We start from the raw sequence: 15,928 nt of genomic DNA, 5'->3' as shown, positions 1-15,928 counted from the left end.
TTGTTAAAAAGAGATTTATATGTAAGGTTTCGAGATTCCATCAAGATAATGGTTTTTTTATTCTTAATTTACGCTATTATTGCAATTGCTTTTTTATACAATCAGCCTCTTAGTAATGGTAAAGAATCTGTATTAGTAGATGTTACCTTTTATCAATTTTTTCATGGAGTAGACTTTGTGGATTTATCTTATTTTTATAAGGAGGGGCGATTTTCTATCCCTTTTTATTGGATATTCTTTCAAATCACTCCTTTGTTGCTTGTAGGGGATTTTGCTTTTTCAGATATTCAACAGAATGGTGTTTATTTATTTCCTCGTGTTAAGAAGAAGCATTTTCTGTGGTTAACGAAAATATTATCTTTGTTTTTTTATATAATTATTATTTGGATTGGTATGTATTTTATTTGGTTTAGCGCTTACTATTTGCTTTCTTTAGGCGAGTATAATTTTTTAAATTTATATAGTCAATTTCCTTATAAGATATTAGGTACTATGCTAATTCAAATAATTATAAGCTTTTTATTAGCTTTGATTTTTGAGTTCTTAACTTTTTATATACCGATAACTATTGTTTTTGTACTAATGTTGTTGTACCTATTTTTGTCTATTTTCTTTCATAGTATTTATTTTTTAGGCTCTTTTGTTATGCCAAATCGTTGGTATTTTGTTGATCACAGTTCAATTCAATTGACTTTAGGTAATAATCAGTCTATTCAATATAATGATTTACTTTTAATGGGAGTAGTAATTGTTGTTGTAATGATTTTATTAGGTAGTTTTTGTTTTAAAAAACTAGATGTGATAGGTGAATAATTTATGGACAATTATATTAAATGTGAATGTATGACGAAAAGATTAAAAGGAAATATTGTGTTAGATAATATTAGTTTGGCAGTAAAAAAAGGCGAATTTTTAGTTTTGAAGGGGCATAATGGCTCTGGTAAAACGATGATTTTACGCGCTATATCAGGGTTAATGCGTTTGAATTCTGGAGTTGTTTATATAGATAATGAAATAATCGGAAAACAAAAGCAATTTCCTGATTCTATGGGAATATTGATTGAATATCCAAGTTTTATTCCAGGGTATACTGGTTTTCAGAATTTGAAATTTTTATCATCGATTAACAATAAAATCTCCGATGAGGAGATTTATAATATTATTCAAAGGGTTGGACTTGATAAAACAGATAAGAGAAAGTATAAAAGATACTCTTTAGGTATGAAACAACGTTTAGGGATAGCGCAAGCTTTAATGGAACAACCAAAATTACTGTTATTAGACGAGCCAACTAATGCTTTAGATAGTGATGGGATAAAAGATGTTTTAGATATTTTGAAAGTAGAAAAAGCCAAGGGAACGACTATTGTTGTAGCCAGTCATGATGTGCATGTTCTAGATAATGAAATGGTAGATCGTATTGTACATGTTAATAATGGAAAGTTGGTAGATTAAGAGTGACGAGAAAACATATCTTAATAAGTATTGGATTGTGTCTGTTGCTATGTATATTTGCTAGTTTATTAAGATTTAAAACATTAAATCTTAATAATGAATCTTATAAAGTGGTAAAAGATGAGTTTTTATCTAATAGAACTTTTGAAGATGGGCAAGGAGTTACGTTTCATGCACTCAATCCTCTTGATCCTACAAAAGTTTATGATCCCTATGAAGACCGTGAAGTAGTGACGTATGTTTTACCTTTAGATATTACAAATACAACAAATCGAGATATTAACTTGCTTAGTAATAAGTCTATTTCCGATACAATGTTTTATTCTAAAATAGGTGAGTTTTATAATTTAATCCCTTATTCAATGGAATTACCTAAAAAATATCAGTTTGATCTTGTAATACCTGCTGGTAAAACAGTACGAGGGTATATAGGGACAAATTATTTTATAGGAGATGACCCTTATGAAAATTATAAAAACTTTTCAAATGAATCAACTAAAGTGAAATTCATTTCTTGTATAAAGGATAAGAAAGGGAAATATCATGAATTAGAAATACCGATAAATTAATAAAATTTATGATTGATACAGCTATATTTTAATGGTGTTTGTAGATCTTGCAACATAACAATATCTTTTAAAGTCGGAGTTTTTTTGTAGGTGTAAGTATCTATGGATGCTGCACCTGCAAAGTTTCCGGCTTTTTGTAATTGTTGATTTAGATTTTATTAAGGAACTTCTGGTAGTCATATTCTTTAAAAGGAAACTTGAAAGAATATGACTTAGATTTAATACGAAATTTGTAACGTGAAATTGAAATAGCGAGACAGAGAAAAGGAACGTAACAAATGAAATAAAAACTTTTTTTGAATATAAGGCCCGACATCTTGCCGATTGTTGTCATAGTTATAAGACAAGTGTTACAATTATCATTAGGTATATACATTTTAGTTTTTTTAATTAGGAGAAAAATTGGCATAACATACATTTGATTTTTATAACGACTGATTGTAATAGAGAAAAAGAAAAACAATCGGAAGTTTTATTTTAATAAAAAGAGGAGCGTATTTCCTATGATCGGTATTTTAAAAAAGGTGTTTGATGTAAATCAACGCCAAATTAAACGTATGCAGAAAACAGTTGAGCAAATTGATGCATTAGAGTCATCTATTAAGCCACTAACTGATGAACAATTAAAAGGAAAGACGCTTGAATTTAAAGAACGTCTAACAAAAGGTGAAACAGTAGATGATCTACTACCTGAAGCTTTTGCGGTTGTTCGCGAAGCGGCAACTCGTGTTCTTGGAATGCGTCCATATGGCGTACAGTTAATGGGTGGTATTGCCTTACATGAAGGGAATATTTCTGAGATGAAAACGGGTGAAGGTAAAACGTTAACATCTACATTACCTGTATATTTAAATGCTTTAACAGGAAAAGGTGTTCATGTTGTTACAGTCAATGAATACTTAGCACAACGTGATGCGAGCGAAATGGGACAACTTCATGAGTTCCTTGGCTTAACGGTAGGAATTAACTTAAATAGTATGTCACGCGAAGAGAAACAAGAAGCTTATGCTGCTGATATTACGTATAGCACAAATAATGAGCTTGGATTCGATTACTTACGTGATAACATGGTTTTATATAAAGAGCAGTGCGTTCAACGTCCACTTCACTTTGCTATTATCGATGAAGTCGATTCTATTTTAGTCGATGAAGCACGTACGCCGCTTATTATTTCAGGACAAGCTCAAAAATCAACAGAGCTATACATGTTTGCAAATGCATTTGTTCGTACGTTAGAAAATGAAAAAGATTATTCATTTGATGTGAAAACGAAAAATGTAATGCTAACAGAAGATGGTATTACGAAAGCAGAGAAAGCTTTCCATATTGAAAACTTATTCGATTTAAAACATGTAGCACTTCTTCACCATATTAATCAGGGACTTCGTGCACACGTTGTTATGCACCGTGATACAGATTATGTTGTACAAGAAGGCGAAATCGTAATTGTAGACCAATTCACTGGTCGTCTTATGAAAGGTCGTCGTTATAGCGAAGGATTACACCAAGCGATTGAAGCAAAAGAAGGTGTAGAAATTCAAAATGAAAGCATGACGCTTGCAACAATTACATTCCAGAACTACTTCCGTATGTATGAAAAATTATCTGGTATGACTGGTACAGCGAAAACAGAGGAAGAGGAATTCCGTAACATTTACAATATGAACGTTATTGTAATTCCGACCAACAAACCGATTATTCGTGACGATCGTGCCGATTTAATCTTTAAATCAATGGAAGGTAAGTTCAATGCTGTTGTTGAGGATATTGTAAATCGTCATAAAAAAGGACAACCTGTTCTTGTAGGTACAGTTGCAATTGAAACTTCAGAGCTTATTTCAAAAATGTTAACGCGTAAAGGTGTACGTCATAACATCTTAAATGCGAAAAACCATGCTCGTGAAGCAGATATCATTGCAGAGGCTGGTATGAAAGGTGCTGTAACAATCGCGACGAACATGGCAGGTCGTGGTACAGATATTAAGCTTGGAGACGATGTGAAAAACGTTGGTTTAGCAGTTATCGGTACAGAGCGTCACGAAAGTCGTCGTATTGATAATCAGTTACGTGGTCGTGCTGGTCGTCAAGGGGACCCTGGTGTTACGCAGTTCTACTTATCGATGGAAGATGAATTAATGCGCCGATTTGGTTCAGATAATATGAAAGCAATGATGGACCGCCTTGGTATGGATGATTCTCAGCCGATTGAAAGTAAAATGGTTTCTCGTGCGGTAGAATCTGCACAAAAACGTGTTGAAGGAAATAACTATGATGCACGTAAGCAGTTACTGCAATATGATGATGTACTTCGTCAACAACGTGAAGTTATTTACAAACAGCGTCAAGAGGTAATGGAGTCTGACAACTTACGCGGCATTATTGAAGGTATGATGAAATCTACAGTAGAACGTGCTGTTGCCCTTCATACACAAGAGGAAATTGAAGAAGATTGGAACATTAAAGGTCTTGTTGACTACTTAAATACAAACCTTCTTCAAGACGGAGATGTAAAAGAAGAAGAATTACGTCGCCTTGCTCCTGAGGAAATGAGCGAACCGATTATCGCGAAATTAATAGAGCGATACAATGAAAAGGAAAAGCTTATGCCAGAAGAGCAAATGCGTGAGTTTGAGAAGGTTGTTGTATTCCGCGTTGTAGATACGAAATGGACAGAGCATATTGATGCGATGGATCACCTTCGTGAAGGTATTCATTTACGTGCTTACGGTCAAATCGATCCACTTCGTGAGTACCAAATGGAAGGGTTCGCGATGTTCGAGTCAATGGTTGCCTCTATTGAAGAGGAAATTTCTCGTTACATTATGAAAGCTGAAATTGAACAAAATTTAGAACGTCAAGAAGTTGTTCAAGGTGAAGCTGTTCATCCTTCTAGCGATGGCGAAGAAGCAAAGAAAAAGCCAGTTGTAAAAGGTGACCAAGTGGGCCGCAACGATTTATGTAAATGTGGTAGCGGTAAAAAATATAAAAACTGCTGTGGTATCGTTCAGTAATATAGGACGGTAGCTTTGGCTGTTTTGCAAACTTTTATATCAAAAATGTATAATTAAGAAGGATTAAACTCTCTCCGTAATAAGTGGAGAGAGTTTCCCTTGTTTTCATACGAAAGTAATAGCAATTACATAGAGGTGAAGGAAATGGAATTAGTAGAAATTAGACAGGAATTAGAGAAAATGGCTAAGCGATTAGCGGCTTTTAGGGGGTCTCTTTGACCTCCCTACTAAGGAGAAACAAATTGCAGAATTAGAAGAAAAAATGATGGGCGCAGGATTTTGGGATGACCAACAAGGCGCACAAGCTGTAATTAATGAAGCGAATGCGTTAAAAGATATGGTTGGAAAGTTCCGTCAGTTAGATGAGACGTTCGAAAATTTAGAAATCACGCATGAGCTTTTAAAAGAAGAGTATGATGAAGATTTACATGAGGAATTAGAATCAGAAGTAAAAGGCTTAATTCAAGAAATGAATGAGTATGAGCTTCAGTTACTATTAAGTGATCCTTATGATAAAAATAATGCGATTTTAGAATTACATCCAGGTGCAGGTGGAACTGAGTCACAAGACTGGGGTTCTATGTTATTACGTATGTACACACGCTGGGCTGAAAAACGTGGATTCAAAGTAGAAACGGTTGATTATTTACCAGGTGATGAAGCTGGTATTAAGAGTGTAACTTTATTAATTAAAGGTCATAACGCTTACGGTTACTTAAAAGCAGAGAAAGGTGTACATCGTCTTGTACGTATTTCACCATTCGATTCTTCAGGGCGCCGTCATACATCGTTCGTATCTTGTGAAGTTGTACCAGAGTTCAATGATGAAGTTGAAATCGAAGTACGTACAGAAGACTTAAAAATTGATACGTACCGAGCAAGTGGAGCTGGTGGGCAGCACGTAAATACGACAGATTCAGCAGTTCGTATTACACATACACCGACAAATACGGTTGTAACATGTCAGTCGGAGCGTTCTCAAATTAAAAACCGTGAGCATGCGATGAAAATGTTAAAAGCGAAATTATATCAAAAGAAACTAGAAGAGCAACAAGCAGAATTAGATGAAATTCGCGGAGAGCAAAAAGAAATCGGATGGGGTAGCCAAATTCGTTCTTACGTATTCCACCCGTATTCTCTTGTAAAAGACCATCGTACAAATACGGAGGTTGGTAACGTACAAGCTGTTATGGATGGAGAGATTGATCCATTTATTGATGCTTACTTACGTTCTCGTATCTAATAAGCGAAAAAAAGCCAACGAAATTGTTGGCGCATGCTGAGGACAATAGAGGATATAAAGAATTTGATTCTATTTTTATAGATGAAGTAAAGAGGAAGAGAAGTTGGAAACGACAACTTCTCTTTTTGATGGGATTATATGTAGATTACAATGCTGTATATTGTTTTGTAAAAAGTAGAGAATAATAAAATAGAGCGGTAATAGGGTAAAGATTTATATAGAACTTTTCTAATTTTTCTTTTAAAAAGGATACTTTATAGAAGTTTTTTAAGTTGTTCACAGAATTGAAACAACTTATGAAAGCTTTATTTTATCAAGGTTCTCACTGTATTTTTGAGGAATATGAAATACACCTTAGTTTTTCTATATAAAGATAATGCTTATAATGAAAATGAGTGTGTTAGGAATAAAAAGAATATCAACAATGGGGAGCGATAGAAGTGAAAAAGAAATTGTTGGCTATTGCGCTAGGGACATCGGTTGTTTTTGCTTTAGGAGCATGCGGAAATAAAGAAGAGAGTAAGTCTTCGAAACAGTCTGCAAGCACAGACAGCGCAGAACAAATTTTCCAAAGAAGTTGTGCGGGATGTCACGCAACAGATTTATCAGGGGCAACTGGACCTGATTTAAGAAAAGTAGGCGGTAAGTACGACGCTGCAGATATTGAAGAGATTATTAAAAAAGGCCGTGGTTCAATGTCACCAGGACTTATTCAAGGTGAAGATGCGAAAAAAGTATCTGAATGGTTAGCTGAACATAAATAAAAAGGTGAAATGGGCGAGTTGATAATATAGTCAGCTCGTTTTCCTTTTTTCTGGTATGTAACATAACTGTAACAAAAATGTATCCAAATTGGAAACCGTTTGATGTTACAATGGGGTTTGTAGAATTTTGCTGAAATATATTACATAGAGTGGTATTGCTTATGAGAAAGCATAAGTAAACTACCTTCAACAAGGATGACTAAATGAAAATGAAGGATGTCTTTTATTTTCAGATGTACAGAAAAGTATTTCGAAAAAAATCATTAAGTATTGGGTGATAAATAATGATAAAAATGACGAATGTTTATAAGGAGTACCCGAATGGTATGAAAGCCATTGCTGGTCTTACAGTTAACATTAAACAAGGTGAATTCGTATACGTAGTTGGACCGAGTGGAGCCGGGAAATCTACATTTATTAAAATGATGTATCGTGAAGAGAAACCATCTACAGGATCTATTAATGTAAATGGACTTACTATCGAAACATTGGCAGAAAGAGACGTTCCGTATTTTCGTCGTCAATTAGGCGTAATTTTCCAAGATTTTAAATTGCTACCTAAATTAACGGTATATGAGAATGTTTCGTTTGCTTTAGAAGTAATTGAAGAAGAACCGGATGCAATTCGTGAGCGTGTAACAGAAGTGCTAGGTCTTGTAGGCCTTGAAGATCGTGCAGACGCACTTCCAAGTGAGCTTTCAGGTGGGGAGCAACAACGTGTGGCTATTGCAAGAGCAATTGTAAATAGACCAAAGGTTGTAATTGCCGATGAGCCAACAGGTAACTTAGATATTGAAACAGCTCTTGATATTATGAATATTTTTACTCGCATTAATGAGCGCGGCACAACGATCGTTATGGCGACGCATAATGCAGATATCGTAAATACAATCCGTCATCGTGTAATCGCGATTGAAGGCGGAAAAATTGTTCGAGATGAGATTGAGGGAGGATACGGATATGAAGGCTAAGACCCTTAGTCGACATTTGCGAGAAGGTGTAAAGAATCTATCACGTAACGGATGGATGACATTTGCTTCTGTTAGTGCAGTAACAGTTACATTATTACTTGTAGGTGTCTTTTTAACAGCGATTATGAATATGAACCATTTTGCCACGAAAGTAGAGCAAGATGTAGAGATTCGTGTACACATTGATCCAGCTGCAAAAGAAGCGGATCAAAAGAAATTAGAAGAAGATATGAGTAAGATTGCAAAAGTAGATTCTATTAAATATTCTTCTAAAGAAGAAGAGTTAAAACGTTTAATTAAAAGCTTAGGTGATAGTGGAAAAACGTTTGAGTTATTTGAACAAGATAACCCACTTAAAAACGTATTCGTTGTAAAAGCAAAAGAACCAACCGATACAGCGACAATCGCGAAGAAGGTTGAAAAAATGCAGTTTGTTAGTAATGTTCAGTACGGAAAAGGACAAGTTGAACGATTATTTGATACTGTAAAAACTGGTCGTAACATTGGGATTGCGTTAATTGCTGGTCTTTTATTCACAGCGATGTTCTTAATCTCTAATACAATTAAAATTACAATTTATGCTCGTAGTACAGAAATTGAAATTATGAAACTTGTTGGTGCAACAAACTGGTTTATTCGTTGGCCATTCTTGCTAGAGGGATTATTCTTAGGAGTATTAGGATCAATTATTCCAATTGGCCTAATTCTAATTACGTATAATTCGTTGCAAGGTGTGTTTAATGAAAAACTTGGCGGAACAATTTTCGAGCTTCTACCATACAGTCCGTTCGTATTCCAATTAGCTGGTTTACTAGTGTTAATCGGTGCTTTAATCGGTATGTGGGGAAGTGTAATGTCAATTCGTCGCTTCTTAAAAGTATAAAAAGTTGCAAACATAATTCGTACAAGCTTATCATATAGTAGAAATAGGTAAAGGCATCACACACTGTGTGATGCCTTTTGCTACACCACCTGTGTGTTTTGGAAAGGGGAATTCCGCATTGAAACGTAGAGTTGCAATTATTGGAATGGTTGTTGCATTTTTAATTGGTGCTGGCGGAATGTTTGCAGGCATGTCTGTATTTGGGGTTAACCCATCAGAAGTAACGCAAACAATTTCGAGTGGGAATGCTAGCACTGCGCAAGGGAATTTGGCAAAAATTAATGAGGCGTATGCACTAATTGATTCACGTTATGTGGAAGACGTGAAAGATGAAAAGTTAGTTGAAGGTGCAATACAAGGTATGTTGTCTACGCTGAAGGACCCTTATTCCACGTATATGGATAAAGAAACAGCCAAACAGTTTAGTGAATCGCTTGATCCCGAATTAGAGGGGATTGGGGCTGAGGTGAACAAGACGGACGGTAAGCTTATTATCGTATCGCCAATTAAAGGTTCACCAGCAGAAAAGATAGGAATTAAACCGAATGACCAAATTTTATCTGTAGATGGAAACAGTGTGAAAGACTTATCACGTGAAGAAGCAGTATTAAAAATTCGTGGTAAAAAGGGAACGACTGTCGCAATTGAAATTAAACGTGCGGGAGTAACTGATCCGATCGTATTTAAAATTAAGCGTGAAAAGATTCCAATCTTTACAGTATTTAGTTCTGTGAAGCAAGAGAGTGGAAAAGATATCGGTTATATGCAAATCACTTCTTTTGCTGAAAATACAGCGAAAGAATTTAAGGATCAGTTAAAAGAGTTAGAGAAGAAAAATATAAAAGGCTTAGTTATTGACGTGCGTGGTAATCCTGGTGGCTATTTAAATAGTGTAGAAGATATACTAGGGGAAATTATGACGAATAAAAAGCCGATGCTACAAGTAGAGCAGCGAAATGGTGAGAAGAAGAAATTCTCTACGGAACTGAAAGAGAGAAAACCATATCCAATTTCAGTATTAATTGATAATGGAAGTGCTTCTGCTTCAGAGATTTTAGCGGGTGCGCTAAAAGAAGGAGAAGGATACGATTTAATTGGTGAAAAGACATTTGGTAAAGGTACTGTCCAGCAAGCTGTTCCATTTAAAGACGGCAGCAACATTAAATTAACGATGTTTAAATGGTTAACACCGGATGGGAACTGGATTCATAAAAAAGGAATCGCGCCAACAGTAGAAGTGAAGCAACCAAATTATTATCATGCGACACCAATTCAAATTGAAAAAACACTTTCATACAATTCAAATGATGTACAAGTAAAACATGCTCAAGAAATGCTTAAGAGCTTAGGGTATGTACCAGGTCGTGAAGATGGATACTTTAGTAAAGAGACAGAATCGGCTCTGAAAGCATTCCAAAATGCAAATGAGATGGAAGCGACAGGACAGCTTGATAAAAAGACAGCTGAAGCGATTCAAACTAAAATTATCGAAAAAATTCGTTCTGGAGAAAATGATCTACAATTACAGTCAGCATTAAAATTAATGGCAAAATAAGAAGAAATACAGGCAGTTTGCTGCCTGTATTTTTTTGTGTTAAACAAACGTTTGTTTAGTTATGATAATATAAAAAGAAAGAATGATATAAATGGTGGTGAATGAGTTCATGGAGGCGTGGATTTTTGAAATAATGCGGGCAGTTGGACGTTTTTTCTTACACCCTGCTGTCTATATATTTGTAATAAGTAGTATCTTCGTTGGATACTTACGTATGTTAAGAGAACGAAAAGATTTTTCTTTTAAAGTTTATGATATTTGGTTTGAACTGCGAACCTCTCTCTTTGCAGGGATTGGATACGGATTAGTAGTATCTATTGTTACAATTGGGCTTGGACTTGTTGTTTCTAAAGCGAGCTTATGGGCCATTTTAATTTGGACGTTACTATTTGGATTAACGGCTATGTATCGATATTTATCGGCGGCTTATACATTTAGCATTGCGATTGTATGTGTTCTATTATCTTCTAAGCTACCAGTTTCCTTTTTACAGCTTCGAGAAGGTGAAGAGAGTACCATTGTATCCCTTGTTATTTTACTAGGCGTTATGCTTATTGTAGAAGGCTTATTGATTTCTAAAAACGCAGTAGGATATTCGACGCCGAGGATTAGGAAGGGGAAGCGTGGATTAAAGATTGGTTTACACGAATCAAAGCGTTTATGGATCGTTCCTATTTTTATTCTTGTACCGGGTGATGCGGTAACGCAGTTTATTTCATGGTGGCCTGTCGTTTCAATCGGTTCAAATACATATTCTCTATTCCTCGTTCCATTTTTAATTGGATTTATGAGAAAGATTAAAAGTTATGAGCCGACGGAAGCTTTATTATTTACAGGAAGACGTGTTTATGGATTAGCAGGACTTGTGCTCGTTTTAGGAATCGCAAGTTATTGGTGGCACGTACTTGCAATTATCGCGATGGGAGTCGCAATGCTTGGGCGTTTCACAATCTCGATGCAAGAGAAAATTGCCGATGAAACAAGACCAGCATATTTTGCTGCACGCAATGATGGGCTCGTTGTACTAGATACAATTCCAAATACAATTGGAGCAGAGCTAAAATTACTGCCTGGAGAAATTATTACGAAAGTAAATGGAGTCATTCCAAAAAGCGCCGAGGAATTTTATGATGCGCTTCAAACGAAGACGACAGGAGCATTTTGTAAATTAGAAGTATTAGATACAAATGGTGAGCTTCGTCTTGCACAAACTGCATTATATGCTGGTGGACATCACGAATTAGGTATTGTATTCGTTGAACAGGAGCATGAGTGGGATTCGGAAGCGATGTAATAGAAGGAATGGTATCACCTTGTGGTGGTACCTTTTTTATTTTTGGGGGAGGGGAGAGTAGTTAGTAAATGAAATTTATATCGGCGATTATCCGAATATATCAGCGCAACTTGAAATATATCGGCGATTTTGCAAATATATCAGCGCAACTCGAAATATATCGGCGATTATTCGAATATATCGACTTTCCAGCAAAAAACGACAACTATCGCAAAGCTTATTTTCAGTTTCATAGACGGATAACTTGAATAATTATTTGATAATGGTTATCATTTAGGGAGTCTTTTTAATTTTGGAAAATGGAGGTAAGATATGCTGCGTAAATTTTTCTCGTACTATAAACCGTATAAAGGTTTATTTATACTCGACTTTTCTTGTGCGGTTGTCGCAGGATTATTAGAACTCGGCTTCCCGCTTATCGTAAATCAATTTATTGATAAGTTATTGCCAGGGCAAAACTGGACGCTTATTTTATGGGCTTGTTTCGGTTTACTCGCAGTTTATATGTTAAATGCAGGCTTACAATATGTCGTTACATATTGGGGACATATGCTTGGTGTTAACATTGAAACAGATATGAGGCAGAAATTATTTGATCATATTCAAAAGCTATCATTCAGATTTTTTGATAATAATAAAACTGGTCATTTAATTTCACGCCTTACAAACGATTTAATGGAAATTGGGGAAATTGCTCACCATGGACCGGAAGATTTATTTATCGCCGTAATGACTTTAGTTGGGGCATTTTCATTTATGATGATGATTAACTGGAAGTTAGCGTTATTAACGTTCTTCGTCATTCCATTCCTATTATGGTTAGCACTTTACTTCAATAAAAAAATGACAGGTACATTTAGACGTTTATTCTCAGACGTTGCTGATTTTAATGCATGCATTGAGAACAATGTTGGGGGAATTCGTGTTGTACAAGCATTCGGAAATGAAAAGTTTGAGAAAGAGCAATTTGCTGTCAACAACGCTCGTTTCCGTACAACGAAATTAATGGCGTATAAAATTATGGCGTTAAATTCATCGATTAGTTATATGCTCATGCGGCTCGTAACGCTCTTCGTCTTAATATGCGGTACATGGTTTGTTCTGCAAGGAGAATTAACGTACGGTGGATTTATCGGATTCGTTCTATTAACGAATATTTTCTTCCGCCCAATTGAAAAAATTAACGCGGTAATCGAAAGCTATCCGAAGGGAATCGCCGGTTTTAAAAGATATGTAGAGCTTCTTGAAACAGAGCCTGACATTGTAGACTCTAAAGATGCAATGGAAGTTAAACATGTACATGGTGATATTCAATATAACAACATTACGTTCGGATATGAAAACAAAGAACCAATTTTAAATGACATTAGTTTGAAAATACATGCAGGTGAAACGGTTGCGTTCGTTGGACCATCAGGAGCTGGGAAAACGACTTTATGTAGCCTATTACCACGTTTTTATGAGCAATCATCTGGATCGATTCAAATTGATGGAATTGATACGAAAGATATGACATTATCTTCACTTCGTAAGCAAATTGGAATTGTGCAGCAAGACGTGTTCTTATTTTCAGGAACAATTCGTGAAAATATCGCTTACGGAAATTTAAAGGCATCAGAGGCTGAAATTTGGCAGGCAGTAAAACGTGCGCAGTTAGAAGATTTAATTTACTCACAGCCGGACGGTTTAGATACTGTTATCGGTGAGCGCGGCGTGAAACTTTCAGGTGGACAAAAGCAGCGTCTAGCTATTGCTCGTATGTTCTTAAAAAACCCACCAATTTTAATATTGGATGAAGCAACTTCTGCACTAGATACAGAGACGGAACTTGCGATTCAAAAATCGCTTGCTGAACTATCTGTTGGTCGTACAACATTAGTTATCGCTCACAGACTTGCAACGATTAAAAATGCAGATCGCATCGTCGTTGTAAATAAAGATGGCATTGCAGAACAAGGTTCACATAATGAATTAATTGAGCAAGGTGGAGGATACAGTAGGTTATACGAAGCTCAGTTTAGTTCGTAAATATAATTTGTACTGAATTAGTGCACCATAAGTAGGTAAAAATCTCATATGGGAGGCTATAAAGTATGATTGTAACAACAACGTCTACAATTCAAGGAAAAGAAATTATTGAATATATTGATATTGTCAATGGAGAAGCGATTATGGGCGCGAATATCGTTCGTGACCTTTTCGCTTCTGTTCGTGACGTTGTCGGCGGTCGTGCTGGCGCTTATGAAAGTAAATTAAAAGAAGCACGCGACATCGCAATGGAAGAGATGAAAACTTTCGCAAGACAAAAAAATGCAAATGCAATTGTTGGTATCGACGTGGATTACGAAGTAGTTCGCGAAGGTATGTTAATGGTTGCGGTGAGCGGGACTGCTGTCCGCATATAAAGTAAAAAGCCGTGCTGATGCACGGCTTTTTACTTTATATGTCGAAGTTTCAATATTTCTTGGGAAATGTGGAAGGCCCCGTCGATATATAGGGAAGACATTAGAGCGCTTCTTTACATTTTTGAATTTGAGTTAATAATTTTGCGTATTCTTGTTCGAGAGATGTGATGTCATCGTGATGATTTGGAATGGAAATCCGGCCGATGACTTCTGTTAATTTTGTTTGTAATCGTAACAATTCTTGCTCAGTAACGTTTACAGAAGCTCCGGTGGTTCTTTTTGTGTATTGCTCGTAATTACCGTGGAAGATTCTTGGTTCACTCTCATCTACTTGTAGAATATGGTCTGCAACAGAGCGAATAAAGGCACGGTCATGGCTAATGAAAAGTATTGTGCCAGGATATTCTTGTAACATGGTTTCTAATTCTTCTTGCGTCGCTAAGTCTAAATAGTTTGTCGGTTCATCTAGCAGAAGCATATTATAGTTTCCTAAAAATACTTTTGCGAGTGCAACCTTCATTCGTTCACCCCCGCTTAGAACGTGCACAGGTTTATGAACATCCTCACGGCGGAATAGAAGTCGTGCAAGTATTGTGCGAACGAATGCTTCTGTATAGTTTGTTTCTTCTAGAACATTTTCTAAAATGGTTTTATCTGTTTTTAAAATAGATAATGTTTGTTCGAAGTATCCAATTTTACAACTTTTCGATAGCTGCATGCCACGCTCGTTTGTGAGAAGCATGTTGAACAAAGTGGTTTTGCCGCTTCCATTTGCCCCTAAAACGGCAAGCTTTGCACCAGGGGCAATAGTTCCATTCATATTTTTAAATAGTGTGCGGTCGCCTATTTTCTTTGTTGCTTTATTGAATTGTACTGCCACCTTACTATGAATGGGAGTATGGTATTGCACGTCAAATTGAGCTTGAGAAAGATCCTTTGGCTTTTCCTTCTTTTCTAGTTTTTCGAGACGTGTCTCTAATGCCTTCGCTGCTTTGCTAACCTGTTCTTGGCCATGAGCCCCACTTAACCTATAAAGTCTAGATTCAGATGAACTGAACCGCGTTGGGATTTTTGTCATGTTAGAAGCACGTTGCTTTCTTTGTAGAATGGACTGTTCTAAACGATTTTTTTCTTGTACATATTGCTCATATTCTGCTTGTTTTTGTATTCGTTCACGTTCTTTTTGTTTTCGATAGTTTGAATAATTCCCTTTGTACTCTTGAATAGTACCGTCTTCAATTTCAATAATTTTGGTACATATATTATCTAGAAATTCACGATCATGCGATATTAAAACAAGTGCTCCTTTATAAGATGAAAGTGCCTTTTCTAATTGCTCTGTACCGACCATATCTAAGTGGCTTGTTGGTTCATCAGCGAATAAAATGCCTGCATTTTGTTCGAGAGCATGGGCGATCTTTAGCCGCATTCGTTCACCGCCGCTCATTGCGTCGGTAACGTTTGAAATACTCCATTTTCCTTTTGCAAGAGAAGAAGCAGTTTCCGGTAGTTCTTCGCTAAGCTGAGGAATGATGCTGATAGAACTATGATGAGTTACTATGCCTCTGTCAGCTTCTATTTCTTTACTTAATATTTGTAATAACGTAGATTTACCAGCTCCGTTGACTCCGACAATTCCTATGCGATCCTGTGCTTGAATTTCCAGTGATGGTAATGTAAATAGTGTGCGATCACCAAAGCTCTTTTCAATATTACTTGCGAATAAAATAGTCATAAAAAAACCTCCCTAGTTTCACTAGAGAGGATAAACGTCGCCC

Annotated in this window: 13 protein-coding genes; 12 read left to right on the top strand and 1 reads right to left on the bottom strand. The window is 36.0% G+C overall.

All coding sequences use genetic code 11. The features are described 5' to 3' along the window. Positions 1-48 precede the first annotated feature (48 nt). From NST27_RS25335 to NST27_RS25280, 12 genes are all read left to right on the top strand, one after another. Positions 49-813 carry a hypothetical protein gene (locus NST27_RS25335; RefSeq protein ID WP_047387325.1) on the top strand — a complete coding sequence of 255 codons (765 nt, stop codon included), beginning with the start codon at positions 49-51 and terminating at the stop codon, positions 811-813. A gap of 3 nt (positions 814-816) precedes the next feature. Next, positions 817-1,455 carry an ATP-binding cassette domain-containing protein gene (locus tag NST27_RS25330; RefSeq protein WP_047387204.1) on the top strand — a complete coding sequence of 213 codons (639 nt, stop codon included), beginning with the start codon at positions 817-819 and terminating at the stop codon, positions 1,453-1,455. A gap of 41 nt (positions 1,456-1,496) precedes the next feature. Then, entirely contained in the window at positions 1,497-2,024 is a 528-nt protein-coding gene (locus NST27_RS25325) for a hypothetical protein (protein WP_047387321.1), read from the top strand. Between the two features lie 503 nt (positions 2,025-2,527). Next, positions 2,528-5,035 carry a preprotein translocase subunit SecA gene (gene secA / locus NST27_RS25320; RefSeq protein ID WP_000579387.1) on the top strand — a complete coding sequence of 836 codons (2,508 nt, stop codon included), beginning with the start codon at positions 2,528-2,530 and terminating at the stop codon, positions 5,033-5,035. A gap of 144 nt (positions 5,036-5,179) precedes the next feature. Continuing rightward, positions 5,180-6,278, top strand: a protein-coding gene (gene prfB, locus NST27_RS25315) for a peptide chain release factor 2 (protein ID WP_096001716.1) whose coding sequence is annotated in 2 segments (ribosomal slippage) — positions 5,180-5,251 and positions 5,253-6,278 — 1,098 coding nt in all. Because the reading frame shifts where the segments join, the coding sequence is not laid out codon by codon here. A gap of 440 nt (positions 6,279-6,718) precedes the next feature. Beyond that, a complete protein-coding gene (gene cccB, locus NST27_RS25310; protein WP_000727971.1) occupies positions 6,719-7,042 on the top strand; it encodes a cytochrome c551 in 324 nt (107 codons plus the stop codon). A 284-nt stretch (positions 7,043-7,326) separates the two neighbouring features. Then, the gene (ftsE, locus tag NST27_RS25305) at positions 7,327-8,013 is read left to right on the top strand and encodes a cell division ATP-binding protein FtsE (RefSeq protein ID WP_000594321.1); all 687 of its coding nucleotides are present in this window, start codon (positions 7,327-7,329) and stop codon (positions 8,011-8,013) included. Beyond that, complete coding sequence (gene ftsX, locus NST27_RS25300; protein WP_000645027.1) at positions 8,003-8,896, top strand: permease-like cell division protein FtsX; 894 nt, start codon at positions 8,003-8,005, stop codon at positions 8,894-8,896. Before ftsE ends, ftsX begins: the two co-directional genes overlap by 11 nt. 118 nt (positions 8,897-9,014) lie before the next feature. Continuing rightward, positions 9,015-10,451 carry a S41 family peptidase gene (locus tag NST27_RS25295; protein WP_000830313.1) on the top strand — a complete coding sequence of 479 codons (1,437 nt, stop codon included), beginning with the start codon at positions 9,015-9,017 and terminating at the stop codon, positions 10,449-10,451. Between the two features lie 109 nt (positions 10,452-10,560). Beyond that, complete coding sequence (locus NST27_RS25290) at positions 10,561-11,745, top strand: PDZ domain-containing protein (protein WP_000388615.1); 1,185 nt, start codon at positions 10,561-10,563, stop codon at positions 11,743-11,745. A gap of 312 nt (positions 11,746-12,057) precedes the next feature. Next, positions 12,058-13,773 carry an ABC transporter ATP-binding protein gene (locus tag NST27_RS25285; protein ID WP_000944620.1) on the top strand — a complete coding sequence of 572 codons (1,716 nt, stop codon included), beginning with the start codon at positions 12,058-12,060 and terminating at the stop codon, positions 13,771-13,773. Positions 13,774-13,838: 65 nt separating this feature from the next. Beyond that, positions 13,839-14,150 (top strand): heavy metal-binding domain-containing protein, encoded by a 312-nt coding sequence (locus tag NST27_RS25280; protein WP_000637523.1) that lies wholly within the window; start codon positions 13,839-13,841, stop codon positions 14,148-14,150. 100 nt (positions 14,151-14,250) lie between these two features. On the opposite strand, the gene abc-f is transcribed toward NST27_RS25280, so the two are convergent. Then, a complete protein-coding gene (gene abc-f / locus NST27_RS25275) occupies positions 14,251-15,885 on the bottom strand; it encodes a ribosomal protection-like ABC-F family protein (protein WP_000153779.1) in 1,635 nt (544 codons plus the stop codon). Positions 15,886-15,928 lie beyond the last annotated feature (43 nt).

The organism is Bacillus sp. FSL W8-0770 (assembly GCF_038008705.1).
GTDB lineage: Bacteria > Bacillota > Bacilli > Bacillales > Bacillaceae_G > Bacillus_A > Bacillus_A cereus.
The sequence above is the reverse complement of the archived record's forward strand: the minus strand, read 5'-3'. Positions and strand labels throughout refer to the sequence as shown.